Annotated in this window: 15 protein-coding genes; 7 read left to right on the forward strand and 8 right to left on the reverse strand. The window is 72.0% G+C overall.

All coding sequences use genetic code 11. The annotated features are described in order from the left end of the window. Positions 1-4: 4 nt before the first annotated feature. Genes ACFV9O_RS27270 through ACFV9O_RS27285 form a run of 4 tightly spaced genes read right to left on the reverse strand, consistent with a single transcriptional unit; the run spans position 5 to position 4,383 of the window. On the reverse strand, positions 5-784 hold the full coding sequence (locus ACFV9O_RS27270) for a CDP-alcohol phosphatidyltransferase family protein (protein WP_385422250.1): 780 nt from the start codon (positions 782-784) through the stop codon (positions 5-7). Then, a complete protein-coding gene (locus ACFV9O_RS27275) occupies positions 762-1,823 on the reverse strand; it encodes an iron-containing alcohol dehydrogenase family protein (protein ID WP_385422252.1) in 1,062 nt (353 codons plus the stop codon). Before ACFV9O_RS27275 ends, ACFV9O_RS27270 begins: the two co-directional genes overlap by 23 nt. Beyond that, positions 1,811-2,548, reverse strand: coding sequence for a sugar phosphate nucleotidyltransferase (locus ACFV9O_RS27280; protein ID WP_385422254.1), 738 nt, complete (start codon positions 2,546-2,548; stop codon positions 1,811-1,813). The genes ACFV9O_RS27275 and ACFV9O_RS27280 overlap by 13 nt, the downstream gene beginning before the upstream one ends. Then, complete coding sequence (locus ACFV9O_RS27285) at positions 2,545-4,383, reverse strand: DUF5941 domain-containing protein (RefSeq protein ID WP_385422300.1); 1,839 nt, start codon at positions 4,381-4,383, stop codon at positions 2,545-2,547. The genes ACFV9O_RS27280 and ACFV9O_RS27285 overlap by 4 nt, the downstream gene beginning before the upstream one ends. 359 nt (positions 4,384-4,742) lie before the next feature. Here ACFV9O_RS27285 and galE point away from each other — a divergent pair, with 359 nt between their 5' ends. From galE to idi, 4 genes are all read left to right on the forward strand, one after another. Beyond that, positions 4,743-5,726, forward strand: a complete 984-nt coding sequence (gene galE, locus ACFV9O_RS27290) for a UDP-glucose 4-epimerase GalE (protein WP_385422256.1) — start codon at positions 4,743-4,745, stop codon at positions 5,724-5,726. 170 nt (positions 5,727-5,896) lie between these two features. Further along, positions 5,897-6,841 (forward strand): cation diffusion facilitator family transporter, encoded by a 945-nt coding sequence (locus ACFV9O_RS27295; RefSeq protein WP_385422258.1) that lies wholly within the window; start codon positions 5,897-5,899, stop codon positions 6,839-6,841. A 255-nt stretch (positions 6,842-7,096) separates the two neighbouring features. After that, positions 7,097-8,344, forward strand: a complete 1,248-nt coding sequence (locus tag ACFV9O_RS27300; protein ID WP_385422260.1) for a GNAT family N-acetyltransferase — start codon at positions 7,097-7,099, stop codon at positions 8,342-8,344. A 136-nt stretch (positions 8,345-8,480) separates the two neighbouring features. Further along, positions 8,481-9,074 (forward strand): isopentenyl-diphosphate Delta-isomerase, encoded by a 594-nt coding sequence (gene idi / locus ACFV9O_RS27305; RefSeq protein WP_385422262.1) that lies wholly within the window; start codon positions 8,481-8,483, stop codon positions 9,072-9,074. A gap of 71 nt (positions 9,075-9,145) precedes the next feature. On the opposite strand, the gene ACFV9O_RS27310 is transcribed toward idi, so the two are convergent. Both ACFV9O_RS27310 and ACFV9O_RS27315 read right to left on the reverse strand, forming a co-directional pair. After that, positions 9,146-9,622 carry an ATP-binding protein gene (locus tag ACFV9O_RS27310; RefSeq protein ID WP_385422302.1) on the reverse strand — a complete coding sequence of 159 codons (477 nt, stop codon included), beginning with the start codon at positions 9,620-9,622 and terminating at the stop codon, positions 9,146-9,148. Positions 9,623-9,767: 145 nt separating this feature from the next. Further along, a complete protein-coding gene (locus ACFV9O_RS27315) occupies positions 9,768-10,379 on the reverse strand; it encodes an HdeD family acid-resistance protein (RefSeq protein ID WP_385422264.1) in 612 nt (203 codons plus the stop codon). 65 nt (positions 10,380-10,444) lie between these two features. On the opposite strand from ACFV9O_RS27315, the gene ACFV9O_RS27320 reads away from it, so the two are divergent. After that, on the forward strand, positions 10,445-11,218 hold the full coding sequence (locus ACFV9O_RS27320; RefSeq protein ID WP_385422266.1) for an enoyl-CoA hydratase/isomerase family protein: 774 nt from the start codon (positions 10,445-10,447) through the stop codon (positions 11,216-11,218). Between the two features lie 3 nt (positions 11,219-11,221). Here the strand turns inward: ACFV9O_RS27320 and ACFV9O_RS27325 are convergent, their stop codons facing one another. Beyond that, entirely contained in the window at positions 11,222-11,866 is a 645-nt protein-coding gene (locus ACFV9O_RS27325; protein ID WP_385422268.1) for a DJ-1/PfpI family protein, read from the reverse strand. Between the two features lie 39 nt (positions 11,867-11,905). Continuing rightward, complete coding sequence (locus tag ACFV9O_RS27330) at positions 11,906-12,892, reverse strand: GlxA family transcriptional regulator (protein WP_385422270.1); 987 nt, start codon at positions 12,890-12,892, stop codon at positions 11,906-11,908. Between the two features lie 125 nt (positions 12,893-13,017). Here ACFV9O_RS27330 and ACFV9O_RS27335 point away from each other — a divergent pair, with 125 nt between their 5' ends. Beyond that, positions 13,018-13,881: a hypothetical protein gene (locus ACFV9O_RS27335; RefSeq protein ID WP_385422272.1), complete on the forward strand. Its 864-nt coding sequence runs from the start codon at positions 13,018-13,020 to the stop codon at positions 13,879-13,881. Positions 13,882-14,527: 646 nt separating this feature from the next. Next, the gene (locus ACFV9O_RS27340) at positions 14,528-16,915 is read left to right on the forward strand and encodes a Tex family protein (protein ID WP_385422274.1); all 2,388 of its coding nucleotides are present in this window, start codon (positions 14,528-14,530) and stop codon (positions 16,913-16,915) included. The last annotated feature ends 212 nt before the right edge of the window (positions 16,916-17,127 follow it).

Raw genomic sequence — 17,127 nt, forward strand, 5'->3', positions numbered from 1 at the left:
CCGCTCACCTCAGCCTGCTGGAGGCGAGGACGGACACCAGGTGCAGCACCGTCTGCAGCAGGGCGATGCCGGCCAGCACCGCGACGCCGAGGCGGGAGAAGAACAGATCGCCCCGGACCTGGTCGAGGATCGCCAGCACCAGGATGAGCAGGGATGCCTCGATGCCGAGGACCAGCCGGTGGAACTTCAGCGCGGCGGCGGCCCGGCGGGCGAGCGCCATGCCGGACGAGCGCGGCTCGGCCGCCGCGTCCTTCACCGGCTCCATCCCGGCCTGGTGCCGGGCGACGCCGACCAGATCGGTCTCGGCCTTGATCAGGATCGCGCCGAGCGCCGCGAGCGTGCCGAGGAACGCCCACAGCCAGTCGATCCTCCCGCTGCCCCACAGGTCCGCGGCGCGCAGACCGAAGCCGACCAGGACCGCCGCGTCGCACAGGTAGGCGCCGACCCGGTCCAGGTAGACGCCGGAGAGGGAGTACTGCTTCTTCCAGCGGGCCACCTCGCCGTCCACGCAGTCCAGCAGCAGGTAGAGCTGGACCATCACCACGCCGAGGACGGCTCCCCAGATGCCCGGCACCAGCAGGGCCGGGCAGGCCAGGACGCCGGCGAGGGTCATCAGGTAGGTCAGCTGGTTCGGCGTGACCTTGGTGGTGACCAGGGAGCGGGTCACGCGCAGGGAGATCTCGCGCATGTACAGGCGGCCGCCCCAGTGCTCGCCGCTGCGCCGGTCCTTGACTCCCGCCGGGTGCACGACCGGGCGGAGTTCAGCTACGGATGGTCTTGGCATAGTCGGCGTACGCGTCCCTGATCTGATCGGTGGACAGGTCGAGGTGCTCGAGGATGGTGAAGCGTCCGGGGCGGGTCTGCGGCGCGTACTCCACGGCCGCGACGAACTCGTCGACGGAGAAGCCGATCTCCTCGGGGAGGACCGGCAGTCCGTGCTTGCCGAGCACGTCGGCGAAGAGCCTGGACTCCTCGTGGGCGCCGCGCAGGTGCATCGCGAAGGCGGCGCCCATTCCGACCTGCTCGCCGTGGAGCGCGCAGCGCTTGGGGTGCAGCAGGTCGAAGGCGTGGCTGATCTCGTGGCAGGCGCCGGACGAGGGCCGGGTGTCTCCACTGATCGACATGGCGATGCCGGTCAGGACCAGTCCCTCGGCCAGCACGGTGAGGAAGCCGTCGTCACCGACGCCACCGGGGTGACGCAGGACGGCCTCGCCCGCGGTACGGGCCATGGCGGCGGCCAGTCCGTCGACCGGCTCGCCGGTGATCCGGTGCGAGAGCTCCCAGTCGGCGATGGCCGAGAGGTTCGAGATCGTGTCGCCGATTCCGGCCCGGACGAAGCGGACCGGGGCCTCGCGGATGATGTCCAGGTCGATGACCACGGCGATCGGCGTGGGGACACCGTAGGAGCCCCGGCCGTTGTCGTTGTCCAGCGTGGCGACCGGGGAGCAGAGTCCGTCGTGGGCGAGGTTGGTCGCGACGGCCACCAACGGCAGGCCGACCCGGGCCGCGGCGTACTTGGTCACATCGATGATCTTGCCGCCGCCGAGGCCGACGACCGCGTCGTACCGCCTGCCCTTGATGTCGTCGGCGAGCTTGACCGCGGCGTCGATGGTGCCGCCCGAGACCTCGTACCAGTCGGCGTCGGGCAGCAGCGGGGCGAGCCGCTCGCGCAGGGCCTGGCCCGAGCCGTTGCTTATGGCGAACGCCAGCCTGCCCGACGCGGAGATCCGCTGGTCGGCGAGGAGCCCGGGCAGATCGTCCACCGCGCCCGGGCGGATGTCGACGACGACGGGGGACGGGATCAGCCGTGTCAGTACTGGCACGCGATCTCCCGGCCCTTGGCGAGGTCGTCGTGGTTGTCGATCTCGACCCACGTCACGTCGCCGATCGGCGCCACGTCGATCCGGAAGCCGCGGTGGACCAGTTCCTGGTAGCCGTCCTCGTAGTAGAGGTCGGGGTCGCGCTCGAAGGTGGCCTTCAGGGCGTCGGCCAGCTCCTCGGCGGCCTCGGGTTCGATGAGGGTGACGCCGATGTACTCACCGGTGGCGGTGGCGGGGTCCATCAGCTTGGTGATCTTCTGCACACCCTGGCCGTCCGCTGTGATCACCTTCATCTCCTCGTCGGCGAGCTGCTTCACCGTGTCGAGGGCGAGAATGATCTTCTGGCCGTCGCCGCGGGCGGCGAGCAGCGTCTTCTCGACGGAGACCGGGTGCACGGTGTCGCCGTTGGCGAGGATGACGCCCTGCTTCAGGACGTCACGGGCGCACCAGAGGGAGTAGGCGTTGTTCCACTCCTCGGCCTTGTCGTTGTCGATGAGGGTGAGCTTCAGACCGTACGTGGCCTCCAGCTCGTCCTTGCGCGCGTACACGGCTTCCTTGCGGTAGCCGACGACGACGGCGACCTCGGTGACGCCGATCTCGCGGAAGTTCTTCAGCGTGAGGTCGAGGACCGACAGGTCCCCGTCAACCGGCACGAGGGCCTTCGGAAGCGTGTCGGTGTAGGGACGCAGACGCCGTCCGGCACCGGCTGCCAGTACGAGGCCGATCATGCGGGTTCTCCTTCGTCATGTACGGCGGGTGCTCCGGCGGAGACCCAGAAGCGGATGGACTCCACGAGCACCACCAGCGCCACGGCCACCGCGAGCACGGTGAGCGCGACGGTGAAGCCGGTGCCGTGGGACGCCAGGAGTGCAGCAAGAACCGCCACCGCCAGCGTGCGGCCCTCATGCCCGCCGATCGTCCGCACCAGCCAGGCAGGCGGCGCGCCGGTGCCCCCGCGGATGCGGTACACCGTGTCGTAGTGATGGTAGGCGACCGCGGCCACCAGGCCGAAAGCCGCGGGAAGCGCTCCGTTCACCTCGGAACGGGCGGCCAGGAGCAGGATCACGCCGTACTCCACGGCCCGGAAGACCGGGGGGACGAGCCAGTCGAGCGCGCCCTTGAGGGGGCGTGCGACGGCGAAGCCCGAAGTCGCGACGTAGAGCACGGCGGCCACGACCGGCCACCAGCTGCCGACGTCCGTGACACCCGCGGCAGTGACGACGGCAGCACCGCCGCCCACGGCGACGACGAGCGGCGCGAAGCCGGGCAGCGGCCGGGCCACCCTGGCGAAGGCCGCCGCGAAGCTCTCGGCGAGCTGACCGGAGTCGGCGAGCTCCGCCAGGGCGGTGGCCGCGCGGTCGGTGCGCCGTGCCTTGCGGGTGAGCGAGCGCAGGACGCGGCCCGCGGTGGTGTACGTGGCGGCGAAGGCGCAGCCGACGAGCAGGGCGTAGAAGACGATGCGGGGCGTGGCCACGGCCGTGAGTACGGCGATCATGGCCCAGCGCTCGCCGATCGGCAGCACGATCATGCGGCGCACCCAGACCGTCCAGCCGACGCTGTCGAGCTTGTCGGAGAGGGCGGCGGTGGGGCTCGTGTTGGACACCGCGTCGTGGTTCGCCTCGTTGAAGGAGAAATCCACGACGTGGCGGCAGGTCTGGAGGATCATCGCGCCGAGGGCCAGGGCCCAGACGTCGTCGCCGCCCCGGGCGGCACCGAGGGCGAGGCCCGCGTAGTAGGCGTACTCCTTGGCCCGGTCGAAGGTGGCGTCGAGCCAGGCGCCCATCGTCGAGTACTGCAGGGAGTAGCGGGCGAGCTGCCCGTCCGTGCAGTCCAGGACGAAGGAGAAGAGCAGCAGCACGCCGGCGGCCACGTAGCCCCCGCGCGTGCCGGTCGCGGCACACGCGGCCGCGATGAGCGCGGTGATCAGCGAGGCGGTGGTGACCTGGTTGGGGGTCAGCCCCCGCCGCGCGCACCAGCGGGCGATGTAGCGCGAGTAGGGGCTGATGCAGAAGGTGGTGAAGAACCCGTCCCGCGCCTTCACCGCGGAGCGCAGCCGTACGTCCTCGTCGTCGACGGCCGCGACGGCCTGCCGGGCCTCGTTGCGGGCCTGGGCGTCACCCGGCACGGTCGCCACGAGCGACCCGATCTCGGGCCGGTGCACCGGGGTGCCGTCGGCGTCGAGCGCGTCCGCGACGCGGTCGGCGAGCACCCCGCTGTGCACGGGGGCGCGCCTACCGGCGGACGACGCGGCGTCCGGGGCGGGGGCGGCGGCCGTGTGCAGCGCGCTCAGCAGAGCCCCGCGTGCCCCGGCCTGGGCCGTGACGGCGCCCGGGACCGCCGCCGCGGGGAAGCGGGGGTCGGTGAGGCCCAGGCGCAGGGCGTGAAGGTGGCCGACGAAGCCGGGGTCGACCACGGCGACCCGGTCGGCGGGCGGGACCGCGGCGAGCAGCGCGGCGGTCTCGTCGGGGCCGGAGGCGACGCGGACATCGAAGCCCAGCGACCGCAGCTCGCCTTCGAGCGGCGATCCGGGTACCGGCGGACCGGTGAGGACGGCGGTCGACAGACGGACTCACTCCTTGGCACTGACAGATGGATGTGCACGCGGCTCGGCCCGGGACACGGGCGGCGGCACGTCGGGTGAGGCTATCGGATGTTCGGAATCTTGCGTTCACCGAGGTTTACCGCTGGGGACATCCCCCGCTCCCCCGGCCCGACCGCTGCACCCGCCGGGGGCCGCGGTTCCCGGCCGGGCCGCGGTCGCCCCGGCCCGGCCCGGGTGGTGTCTTGCGGAGCCTGCCGGGCTCGCGTGCCCTGGCACCGTACGCCGATCCGGCCTGATCCACTGGACCCCACCTAGATCATCATCGTCGATCCTCGCCTTGCCCCACAAACCGCCCCCGCGCACCCCCTAGGGTGGCGGCTATGACTTGGCTGATCACAGGTGGAGCGGGGTACATCGGGGCCCATGTGGCGCATGCCATGGCCGAGGCCGGGGAGAGCGTCGTCGTCCTCGACGATGTCTCGACGGGCGTCGCCGGGCGGCTGCCCCACGGCGTGGCCCTGGTGCGCGGCTCGGTCCTCGACCGGGAGCTGCTGGACCGCACGCTCGCCGAGCACGCGGTCACGGGTGTGGTGCATCTCGCTGCGAAGAAGCAGGTCGGGGAGTCCGTGGAGCAGCCGCTGCGCTACTACCGCGAGAATGTGCACGGGCTCACCGTCCTGCTGGAGGCCGTGGTCGCCGCCGGAGTGAAGCGGTTCCTCTTCTCGTCGTCCGCCGCCGTGTACGGGGTCCCCGATGTGGAGCTCATCACGGAGGACACCCCCGCGGTGCCGATCAACCCGTACGGCGAGACGAAGCTCGCGGGCGAATGGCTGGTGCGGGCGACGGGCCGGGCGCACGGCATCGCCACGGCCTGTCTGCGCTACTTCAACGTGGCGGGCGCCGCCCGGCCCGAGCTCGCCGACACCGGGGTGTTCAACATCATCCCGATGTTCTTCGACCGGATCACCCGTGGCGAGGCGCCGCGGATCTTCGGCGACGACTACCCGACCCCGGACGGCACCTGCATCCGCGACTACATCCATGTCGCCGATCTCGCCGACGCCCACCTGACCGTGGCCCGCCGTCTGGCCGGCCAGGACGGCGCCGGGGACCTCACCGTGAACATCGGCCGCGGCGAGGGCGTCTCCGTCCGCGAGCTCGCCCGCCTCGTCGCCGAGGTGACGGGCCACGGCACGCCCGCGGTCGTCGAGCCGCGCCGGGCCGGTGATGCGGCACGGGCGGTCGCCTCCGTCGAGCGGATCGCCAAGGAGCTGGGCTGGACGGCCTCGCGCGGGGTGCGCGAGATGGTGGAGTCGGCCTGGGAGGGCTGGGTGGTGCGCCACCCCGAGGCCCGCGTCCGCTGAGCCGGCGCTCCGCCGATCGACCCTGCTCGCCCGCCGCTCTGACCTGCGGACATCATCGCAGGTCAGAGCATATGACAACGGTGTTCAACGTCGGGTTGCCCGATACCCCCCACCCGTAGTTCACTGGCCGGACGGACAGATCGAATCGGACAACCCGGGAGGCGTCTTTCATGGGGGCAGGGCACGACCACGGACACACGCACGGCGGCGGTGTCCCGCCGACGGGCACCGCGGCCGCCGCCTACAAAGGACGGCTGCGGATCGCGCTCGCGATCACGCTCGGCGTGATGGTCCTGGAGATCGTGGGCGGGATCCTGGCGGACTCGCTGGCCCTCATCGCCGACGCCGCGCACATGGCGACCGACGGTCTCGGCCTCGCCATGGCCCTCCTGGCGATCCACTTCGCCGCCCGCCCGGCCGACGCCCGGCGCACCTTCGGCTTCGCCCGCGCCGAGATCCTCGCCGCGCTGGCGAACTGCCTGCTACTGCTCGGGGTCGGGGGCTACCTCCTGTACGAGGCGGTGCAGCGCTTCATCACGCCCGCCGAGACCAAGGGCGGTCTCACCATTGCGTTCGCCCTGGTCGGTCTGATCGCCAACCTGGTGTCGCTGTCGCTGCTGATGCGGGGCCGGAAGGACAGCCTCAATGTGCGGGGCGCGTATCTGGAGGTGCTCGCGGACGCGCTCGGCTCGGTGATGGTCCTGGTCTCGGCGGGCGTCATCCTGGCCACGGGCTGGCAGGCCGCCGACCCGATCGCCTCGCTCCTGATCGGCCTGATGATCGTGCCCCGTACGGTCAAGCTGCTGCGGGAGACCCTCGACGTGCTGCTGGAGGCGGCACCCACCGGCGTCGACATGGCCGAGGTGCGCGAGCACATAGTGGCGCTGCCCGGCGTCGAGGACGTCCACGACCTGCACGCCTGGACCATCACGTCGGGGATGCCGGTGCTCTCCGCGCATGTCGTCGTCGCGCAGGACGTGCTGGACGCGGTGGGGCACGAGAAGATGCTGCACGATCTGCAGGGGTGCCTGGGGTCCCACTTCGACGTCGAGCACTGCACCTTCCAGCTGGAGCCGAGCGGTCATGCCGCGCACGAGGCCGGGCTCTGCCACTGACCCTGGTCACCAGGCCCGTCGCTGAGCCTGGCACCGGACTCCGTCGTTCCACCGAACCGCGCTGCCGACTCCTGTTAGCGTTGGCCCGGCAACGGACATGGAGAGGAGCTGAGGTTGATGACCGTCGCGGTGGATGCTGCCGTGCGCAGCGCCCGGTCCTTCATCGACTTCCGGGTTCTCGGCTGACCTGACCCGTACCTCTCCGCACGTACGTGCGTTCGTCGGCCGGAGCCCGCTCACTCAAAGGGTTCCCACTTGTCCGACAACGTCCTGCACGACGCTTTCTTCTCCCTTCACCGCGGCCTGCCCCGGCAGGGACCCGGCTCCGACGACACCACCCGTCGGCTGCTGGCTCTCGCGGGTCCGCTGCCGTCCCGTCCGCGTGTGCTCGACCTGGGCTGCGGCCCCGGCCGTGCCGCACTGCTGCTGGCCGCCGAGGCCGGCGCCGAGGTCACGGCCGTGGATCTGCACGAGCCGTTCCTCGACGAGTTGCGATGTGCCGCCGAGGCCCGCGGACTCGGCGACCGCATCCGTACCGTCAACGCCGACATGGGCCGGCTGCCCTACCCCGACGGGTCGTTCGACCTGGTCTGGGCGGAGAGCTCGGCGTACTCGATCGGCTTCGACGGCGCGCTGCGCGACTGGCGGCGGCTGCTCGCACCCGGCGGTGCGCTCGCCGTCACCGAGTGCGTGTGGGCCTCCGGGACGCCGAGCCCGGAGGCCCGCGTCTTCTGGGAGCAGCACTACCGTCTGCGTACGACGGCCGCTAACGCTGCGGCGGCGGTCGAGGCCGGCTACCACGTCCTCGGCGTGCACCAGCAGCCCCCGAGCGACTGGGAGGAGTACTACGGCCCGCTCGGTGCCCGCGCCGACGCCGCCGACCCCACGGCTCCCGGGATGACGGAGGCACTCGCCGCCACCCGGGCCGAGCTCGCCATGTGGCGCGACCACGGCACGGAGTACGGCTACGCCGGCTTCGTGCTGCGGCCCGCGGACACCCGCTGGCGGACCCGCCCCGAGCGGGCGGCCGACATCGCCGCGGTGCACGCCGTCAACACGGCGGCGTTCCCCACGGAGGAAGAGGCGGATCTCGTCGACGCGCTGCGCGAGGACGCAGCGGCCTGGCTGCCGGGCCTCTCGTACGTCGCGGAGGCACCGGACGGCTCGGTCGCGGCGTACGCGCTGCTCACCCGCTGCCGGGTCGGCGACGCCCCCGCGCTGGCCCTGGCCCCGTGCGCCACCGTGCCGGAGCATCAGCGGCAGGGCGCGGGCTCCGCGGTGATCCGGGCCGTACTGGACGCGGCGCGGGTGCGCGGTGAGCGGCTGGTGCTGGTGCTCGGGCATCCGGAGTACTACCCGCGCTTCGGTTTCACCCCCGCCTCGCGGCTGGGCATCGCACCCGGGTTCGAGGTGCCCGACGAGGCGATGATGGCGCTGGTCCTGGACGGTTCCACGGCTGTGCCGCAGGGCACGATCACCTACCCGGGGGCCTTCGGGGTCTGATCCACCACTGTCCGCGCCCGCCACGCGTCCGCGTGGCGAGCGCGGACATGCCCAGAGCGGTGAAGTGCGGACAAGCCGCTTTTGTACGGCAGACTGGGTGGGCCCGCAGGGCCGAGGAACGAAGCGAAGGATGGCTATGCCGACCACACCCGCCACCGCGGCGAACAGCTCGCCCAACGGCACCAAGCAGCCGATCTTGCTCGAACTGGTCGACGAGAACGGCCATACCATCGGCACCGCGGAGAAGCTCTCCGCCCATCAGGCGCCCGGACAGCTGCACCGGGCGTTCTCCGTGTTCCTCTTCGACGAGCAGGGGCGACTGCTGATCCAGCGCCGCGCGCTCGGGAAGTACCACTCCCCCGGTGTCTGGTCCAACACCTGCTGCGGCCACCCCTACCCGGGCGAGGCGCCGTTCGCCGCTGCCGCGCGACGTACGTTCGAGGAGCTGGGCGTCTCGCCGTCGCTGCTCGCGGAGGCGGGCACGGTCCGCTACAACCATCCGGACCCGGCGTCCGGCCTGGTCGAGCAGGAGTACAACCACCTCTTCGTCGGCCTGGTGCAGGCCCCGCCGCGGCCGGACGCGGAGGAGATCGGCGAGACGGCGTTCGTGACGGCGGCCGAGCTGGCCGAGCGGCACGCCCGGGACCCGTTCTCCGCGTGGTTCATGACCGTGCTGGACGCCGCGCGTCCGGCGATCAAGGAGCTGACGGGGCCGGCCGGCGGCTGGTGAGCCGTCCGCGGCCGGGGCCATGGACACGGCCCCGGCTGCCACTGCCGCTACGGCTACGGCTACGGCTACGGCTACGGCTGGACCAAGCCATGGGCCCCGGCCGTCGCGAGCGGCAGCGCGACCCAGATGATCTTTCCGCCGGTCGCGGTGTGCTCCACGTCGCAGGTGCCGCCCGCCTCGCGGGTGACCTCCCGGACGAGCAGCAGTCCGCGGCCGCCGGTCTGTGCGTAGTCCGTCTCCAGCGCCTTGGGCCGGTACGGGTGGTTGTCCTCGACGGCCACCCGGATCCACTCCGGGCCGATCGCGACCTCGACGGCGACCTCGGGCGACAGCAGGGCCGCATGCCGTACGGAATTGGTCACCAGCTCGGAGACGATCAGCAGCAGCCCCTGCAGGAGCTCGTCGTGGACCGGCACTCCCTGGCGGCGGATCAGATCACGGACCGCGTGCCTGGCCTGTGGCACGGAGACCTCGAGCGCAGGTGCGGTGAACCGCCAGACGCCTTCGTACGACAGTGGCCGCGCCGGGACGCTCCCGGGGCTCTCCATAAGTCCGGCACCCACCCTCGTGAATTGTGGTCAGGAACCAATTGAGTTCTTGACTACTGAGTGTGGGAAAGGGCTGGTCCGTACCGGGCAGCTGAACAGAAGTTGCCGCTTATCGACGGAATCCGACCGTGCGGGTATGACGGCGTCAATTCTGCGACTGTTCCTTATCTGATTCTGACGACTTCGCCGACACCTCCGTGTCGCTCACCATGCCGATGACACGGCGGCCGCCGATCCCGACCGCGATCAGCCCGAGCCCGTCGAAGAGCAGCGCCAGCGAGAAGAAGATGCCGAGCACATAGCGGCTGCTCTCGGGCCAGTTCACGAGCACCAGAATGCCGAGCAGCAGGCCGAACGCTCCCTGCAGCAGCGTCCAGCCCATCTGCGGTCCCCGCACCACCAGGCTGCCGACGAGTCGGAACAGCCCGCCGGTCAGGAACAGCAGGGCGGCGAACATGGTCAGCGCCTCCGCGCTGCCCTCCGGATGCCGGATGACGACCACACCGGCCGCGATGTTGAGCGCGGCGACGACCACCGCGAGCCAGAAGAAGTTGCTGCCGCGCGACTCGATCGCGTGCAGCAGCCCGACCAGACCGCCGATCAGCAGCAGCCAGCCGAAGAGCAGCATGGAGGTCAGGGTCGCCAGGCCGGTGTAGACGAGTCCGACCACCCCGCACAGGACGAGGATCACGCCGAGGGCCGCGAGCCAGCCGAAGCTGCGGCGGAGTTTTCTGCTCTCCTGGGTGGGACCGGACATCAGTGCCTCCTTGTCGCACCCCCTTCTTGATCATAGGTTCGGGCCGGGCCGATAGCATCCGGCGCATGGACCGTTCGGAGCCGCAGCAGGGGCAGATCTCCGCCGAGGTGGTGGCCGGGGTCGCCACCGTCGTCATCGGCAATCCCGAGAAGCGCAATGCGATGACGGCCGCGATGTGGCGCGCGCTGCCCGAGGTGCTGGAGCGCCTGGCGCACGACGTGGAGGTACGGGCGCTGGTGCTGACCGGCGCCCGGAGCACGTTCTGCGCCGGTGCCGACATCTCGTCGCTGCGCGAGCGCGCGACGGTCGCCGGGGAGGATCCGCAGAGTCTGGCCGTACGGGCCGAGGAGGCCCTCGCGGCCTTCCCCAAGCCGACGCTGGCGGCCGTGCGCGGCTACTGCGTGGGCGGCGGCTGCCAGCTGGCCGCGGCCTGCGACCTGCGGTTCGCCGAGGAGGGCGCGTCCTTCGGGGTCACCCCGGCGAAGCTGGGCATCGTCTACCCGGCGTCCTCGACCCGGCGGCTGGTGTCGCTGGTCGGGCCGGCGGCCGCGAAGTATCTGCTCTTCTCGGGCGAGTTGATCGGTACGGACCGGGCGCTGCGCACCGGCCTGGTGGACGAGGTGCTGCCGGAGGGGGAACTGGGCAAGCGGGTCGCCGAGTTCACGCGGGTGCTCACGAGCCGCTCCCAGCTGACGCAAGCCGCGGCGAAGGAGTTCGCGTCGGGCCGCACCGACCGGGACGCGTACTGGGCGGAGCAGGCGCGCGGCAGCGGCGACACCGCGGAGGGGGTCGCCGCCTTCCTGGAGCGCAGGACCCCGCGCTTCACCTGGACGGTGTGACCGTCAGCGCCCTGCTGCCGTGACCTGGCCGGCCTTGGTGCGCCACTTCGCGACGATCTCTGCCGGAGCCTTGTCCGGCGAGCCCGCGTCGTAGGGCGGCTGCGGGTCGTACTCGGTCATCAGCTGAATCGTCTGGGCGGTCTCGTCGCCCGCGATCCGGCCGATCAGATGCAGCGCCATGTCGATTCCGGACGAGACCCCCGCGGCGGTGACGTACTTGCCGTCGAAGACGACCCGCTCCCCCGTCGGCTCGGCGCCGTGCGGCACGAGGTCGTCCAGCGCGAGCCAGTGCGAGGTGGCACGGCGGCCCTTGAGCAGCCCCGCACCCGCCAGCACCAGCGAACCGGTGCACACGGACGTGGTCCAGGCGCTGGTGGCGTCGGCCGTGCGCAGCCAGTCCAGAATCGTCTCGTCGTGCATGGCCTGGCGTGCGCCGGGGCCGCCCGGGACCAGGACGATGTCCGGGGCGGTCACCTCGGCAAGGCTCCGGTCGGCGACCAGCGCCAGATTGCCCTGGTCGTTGCGCACCGGACCCGGCTCCGCGGCGACGAACACGGTCTCGGCTCCGGGCAGCCGGCTGAGGAGTTCGAACGGGCCGACGGCATCGAGCGATGTGAAGCGGTCGTAGAGCAGGACGGCGATCTGCACGGCTGTCTCCTTCAGTGGTCGGTGGTCGGTGGTCGGTGGTCAGCGGTCGGTGGTGTGTAGTCGGTGGACGGGTGCGTGGAAGCGCCGGCGGTACTCGGCGGGCGCCGCGCCGAGCGCCTTGACGAAGGCCCGGCGCATCGCCTCGGGCGTGCCGTATCCGCAGGCGCGGGAGATCTCCTCGATGCCGTCGCCGGTGTCCTCCAGGAGCCGGCGGGCGTGCTCCAGCCGGACCCGGTCGACGTATCTGCCGGGGGTCATGCCGGTCTCGGCGCGGAAGGCGCGGGCGAACTGACGGGGCGAGAGCCTCGCGCGGTGCGCGAGGGTGTCGACCGACAGATCGTCGCCCGGGTGCTCGGTGATCCACGCCTGTACCTCGCGCAGCGGTTCGCGCTGCGCGGTCTGGGCGGCGAGCTGGGCGCTGAACTGCGCCTGATTGCCCGGTCGGCGCAGGAAGACCACGAGATGGCGGGCGACGGTCAGGGCGGTCTCGCGCCCGAGGTCCTCCTCGACCAGCGCGAGGGCGAGGTCGATGCCGGCCGTGACCCCGGCGGAGGTGGCGAGCTTCCCGTCCCGTACGAAGATCGGCTCGGGGTCGACCTCGACCGCGGGGTGGCCGCGCGCGAGGTGGTCGCAGACGGCCCAGTGTGTGGTGACGCGATGCCCGTCGAGCAGCCCTGCTTCGGCCAGCAGCAGCGCGCCGGTGCAGACGGAGACCAGGCGTTCGGCGCGCGGGGCGTAGGCGCGCAGCCAGTCGATCAGCCCGGGGTCGGGTCGACGGGTGCCCTCGCCGCCCGGCACGAGCAGGGTGTGCGGAGCGCAGGCGAGGTCGCCGAGGCCGACGTCGGGGACGAGGGTGAGGCCGCTGGAGGTGCGGATCGGACCGCCGTCGAGGGAGGCGGTGCGGATGCCGTACGTGAACGGGGCTCCGGGGCGCTTGCCCGCGCCCGCGAACACCTCCAGCGGGCCCGTCACGTCAAGACTCTGCACGCCGTCGAAGACCACGACGAGCACGGATCGCTCGGTCATGTCTCCATCGTCGAACCCTTGCGCGATGACCGCAATGACGCGCACCCCACCTTTCCTGCCATCGCTCCTCCGTGAGGTGCCGTCCCACCTTCCCGTCGTACCGACCAGTCGGTAACGTGCCGGTCATGACCTCACTGCCGCCGCGCGCGGGACGCCGCTGCCACAACGCCGTCAACCCGCTGCACTCCACGCTGTACTTCTCGCCCGACTACGCGAAGGAGCTCGCCGGGATCGGCATCGAGGACACGAGCGCGGCCTACTTCGCGGGGCGTGCCGCCGCGATGGGCGCCGTCGGCCCGGGCACGGTGGCGGCGACGTTCTACAACTTCAACCACGAGCTGATCGCCCGGCATCTGCCCGCTGTGTGGGACACGGCATCGCCGGCCACCGTTCTGGAGGCCCGGCTGCGGGCCGCGGACACCACGCTGCGGCGGCTCCTCGGCGACGAGGCGGTCGGATCGGACGAGATGGCGGAGGCCGCCCGGCTCGCGCTGCGCGCCACGGAGGCCTGCACCCGGCACGCCCGGCCGCTGTACGCGGCGCACGCGGACCTGCCCGTGCCGGAGGAACCGCATCTCGCCTACTGGCACGCCGCGACCCTGCTGCGCGAGCACCGCGGCGACGGCCATCTGACCGCGCTGCTGTCCGTCGGTCTCGACCCGCTGGAGGCCCTGGTCAGCCACACCGCGACCGGCAAGGGCATGTCACCGCGGTGGATCCTCGCCAGCCGCGGCTGGCGCCGCACCGACTGGGAGGCGGCGTCCGGCCGGCTGCGTGAGCGCGGACTGCTCGACTCCGAGGGCGAGTTGACGAGCGCGGGCTCAGCGCTGCGGGCGGAGCTGGAGGAGCACACGGACCGGCTCGACCTCGCACCGTACGAGCATCTCGGCGCGGCAGGCGTCGAACGGCTCACCGAGCTGGCCCGCGGTTTCCTGATGACGGCCGTCGCGGCCGGCGCCTTCCCGGCCGACCTCAACGGCAAGGGCTGACGGTCGCCACGGAGCAATGCCGCCCGGTCGGAAAGTCCCCCGGCCGGACCTGACGCAACGTCGTACCCGACCCTCCGAGCTGGGCGGACACGCCGAAGACCGCCGAGCGGGGTGGCCATCCGCACTGCACCGCGGACGCACCGCCAGACCCCGCTGAAGCGAGCGCGGCAACTCCTGGATGGGACGACCCGGCTGGTCAGCGCTGGCGGATGGCTTGCGTGTGACGCGAACCGGCAACTCATCCAGGAGGACTCGCACCGTGCCCCGTAGCATCCCCGAACCGCCCTGACCTGGCGGCGCCTCGTCCCGCTGATCGGGCTCGACCGGATCCTCACGGCTGCGGATGTCCCCGATGGGGAGGCCGGTGTGATGTGGCTCACTACCGCCGCGATCTGGGCTCCGGCCTTCTTCCTGCTCCACCCCCGCCGGGTGTGTCCCGCTGGGGCGCGACCCCGGGAAAGCACGTCCTCGGCATCGAAGTGGGGCGCCACGGCACCGGCGAGCGCATCGGTGACGACCGCCGCACGTCGCCGACCCGGCCGACCCGGCCGACAGGCGCACTGTGCGGGCACGCGACACAGCCGGGGGCCACCCGGCAGAATGCAGCCTGAAGCACAGCCAGCAGCAGAAGGCGAGTCGGGTAACCGTGACGACGTCCATCGAAGGCAGGATCGCCGAGGAGCTCGGCGTACGTGAGCGGCAGGTGAAGGCGGCCGTCGAGCTGCTCGACGGCGGATCGACCGTGCCGTTCATCGCTCGCTACCGCAAGGAAGCGACCGAGATGCTCGACGACGCGCAGCTGCGCACGCTCGAGGAGCGGCTGAGGTATCTGCGGGAGCTCGAGGAGCGGCGGACCGCGATCCTGGAGTCCGTACGGGAGCAGGGCAAACTCACCGGCGAGCTGGAGGCGCAGATCCGGGGCGCCGAGACCAAGGCCCGCCTGGAGGACATCTATCTGCCCTTCAAGCCCAAGCGGCGCACGAAGGCACAGATCGCCCGCGAGGCGGGTCTTGAGCCGCTCGCCGAAGGTCTGCTCGGCGACCCCTCGGTCGAGCCGCTCGCGGCCGCCGCGGCGTTCGTCGACGCGGACAAGGGCGTCGCGGATCCGGCGGCCGCGCTGGACGGCGCACGGGCGATCCTGACCGAACGCTTCTCGGAGGACGCCGACCTCATCGGCGAGCTGCGTGAGCGGATGTGGACGCGGGGCCGGCTGGCGGCGAAGGTGAAGGACGGCAAGGAGGAGGCGGGCGCGAAGTTCGCCGACTACTTCGACTTCGCCGAGCCGTTCACCGAGCTGCCCTCGCACCGGGTGCTGGCGATGCTGCGGGGCGAGAAGGAAGAGGTCCTCGACCTGGTCCTGGAGCCCGAGGAGCCGTCGGACGAGCCCGGCCCCTCCACGTACGAGGGCATGGTCGCCCGCCGCTTCGGCATCGCCGACCGCGGCCGTCCGGCCGACAAGTGGCTGGCGGACACGGTGCGCTGGGCCTGGCGGACCCGGATCCTCGTGCACCTCGGGATCGATCTGCGGCTGCGGCTGCGCACGGCGGCCGAGGACGAGGCGGTGCGGGTCTTCGCGGCGAACCTGCGGGATCTGCTCCTCGCCGCCCCGGCGGGGACGCGGGCGACGCTCGGCCTCGACCCCGGCTTCCGTACGGGTGTGAAGGTGGCCATCGTGGACGCGACCGGCAAGGTCGTCGCCACCGACACGATCTACCCCCACGTCCCCGCGAACAAGTGGGACGAGTCGCTCGCGAAGCTGGCGCGGCTCGCCAAGGAGCACGCCGTCGACCTGGTCGCGATCGGCAACGGTACGGCGTCGCGCGAGACGGACAAGCTGGCGGGTGAGCTGATCGCCAAGCACCCGGAGCTGAAGCTCACCAAGGTGATGGTGTCGGAGGCGGGCGCGTCCGTGTACTCGGCGTCCGCGTTCGCCTCGCAGGAGCTGCCGGGGCTCGACGTCTCGCTGCGCGGCGCGGTGTCGATCGCACGGCGGCTCCAGGACCCGCTCGCCGAGCTCGTGAAGATCGACCCCAAGTCGATCGGCGTCGGCCAGTACCAGCACGATCTGTCCGAGGTGAAGCTGTCCCGCTCGCTGGACGCGGTCGTCGAGGACTGTGTGAACGGCGTCGGCGTCGACGTCAACACGGCTTCCGTGCCGCTGCTTTCGCGCGTGTCGGGCATCAGCTCGGGCCTCGCCGAGAACATCGTGGCGCACCGGGACGCGAACGGGCCCTTCAGCTCGCGCCAGGCGCTCAAGAACGTGGCCCGGCTCGGTCCGAAGGCGTACGAGCAGTGCGCCGGCTTCCTCCGCATCCGCGGCGGGGACGACCCGCTGGACGCGTCGAGCGTGCACCCCGAGGCGTACCCGGTGGTGCGGCGGATGGTGAAGACGGCCGGGAGCGAGGTCGCCTCGCTGATCGGCAACACGGCGGTGCTGCGGTCGCTGCGGGCCGACGACTTCGTGGACGAGACCTTCGGTCTCCCGACGGTGACGGACATCCTGCGCGAGCTGGAGAAGCCCGGGCGCGACCCGCGGCCCGCGTTCACGACGGCGACCTTCAAGGAGGGCGTCGAGAAGATCTCCGACCTGTCGTCGGGCATGATCCTCGAGGGTGTCGTCACGAACGTGGCGGCGTTCGGGGCGTTCGTGGACGTCGGCGTCCACCAGGACGGGCTCGTCCATGTGTCGGCGATGTCCCGGACCTTCGTCAAGGACCCGCGGGACGTGGTGAAGCCGGGTGACGTGGTCAAGGTGAAGGTCCTCGACGTCGACATCCCGCGCAAGCGGATCTCGCTGACGCTGCGGCTGGACGACGAGGCGGCCCCCGCCGAGGGCCGCGAGCGCGGCCAGGGCGGGCGTCCGCCCCAGCAGCGCCAGGGTGGCGGCGGTGGCGGCGGCCGGGACCGCCGCGGCTCCGGCGGTGGCGGTGGCGGCGGCCGCCAGGCCCCCGCCCCGGCCAACAGCGCCATGGCGGACGCCCTCCGCAAGGCGGGCCTCCTCGACCCGAAGCAGGGTGGGGGCAGGCGCGGCTGACCTCCCCGTACCGGGGCTCCACCCCGAGCCCCGGTACGCCCTGCGGCCCGGCTCCCCGACATGCCCGGTCCCGTCCGGTCGGCCCGGGTGTCCGTCGGCAAGCGCGGACGGGACGGTGTGGTGGCCGGCACCACCGAGGCGGCCGGGATGTCCGTCCTCGAATGCCGGAAAGGATGGGTGCGGTGGCCGGCACCGCCCAGTGCGCCCGGAGT

The organism is Streptomyces sp. NPDC059909 (genome assembly GCF_042730885.1).
In the GTDB taxonomy this organism is placed as follows: Bacteria; Actinomycetota; Actinomycetes; order Streptomycetales; family Streptomycetaceae; genus Streptomyces.

Coding starts and splice junctions, on each gene's coding strand:
- ACFV9O_RS27270 (WP_385422250.1), bottom strand. CDS start 784: ATGCCAAGACCATCCGTAGCTGAACTCCGCCCGGTCGTGCACCCGGCG.
- ACFV9O_RS27280 (WP_385422254.1), bottom strand. CDS start 2,548: ATGATCGGCCTCGTACTGGCAGCCGGTGCCGGACGGCGTCTGCGTCCC.
- galE (WP_385422256.1), top strand. CDS start 4,743: ATGACTTGGCTGATCACAGGTGGAGCGGGGTACATCGGGGCCCATGTG.
- ACFV9O_RS27295 (WP_385422258.1), top strand. CDS start 5,897: ATGGGGGCAGGGCACGACCACGGACACACGCACGGCGGCGGTGTCCCG.
- idi (WP_385422262.1), top strand. CDS start 8,481: ATGCCGACCACACCCGCCACCGCGGCGAACAGCTCGCCCAACGGCACC.
- ACFV9O_RS27310 (WP_385422302.1), bottom strand. CDS start 9,622: ATGGAGAGCCCCGGGAGCGTCCCGGCGCGGCCACTGTCGTACGAAGGC.
- ACFV9O_RS27315 (WP_385422264.1), bottom strand. CDS start 10,379: ATGTCCGGTCCCACCCAGGAGAGCAGAAAACTCCGCCGCAGCTTCGGC.
- ACFV9O_RS27320 (WP_385422266.1), top strand. CDS start 10,445: ATGGACCGTTCGGAGCCGCAGCAGGGGCAGATCTCCGCCGAGGTGGTG.
- ACFV9O_RS27330 (WP_385422270.1), bottom strand. CDS start 12,892: ATGACCGAGCGATCCGTGCTCGTCGTGGTCTTCGACGGCGTGCAGAGT.
- ACFV9O_RS27335 (WP_385422272.1), top strand. CDS start 13,018: ATGACCTCACTGCCGCCGCGCGCGGGACGCCGCTGCCACAACGCCGTC.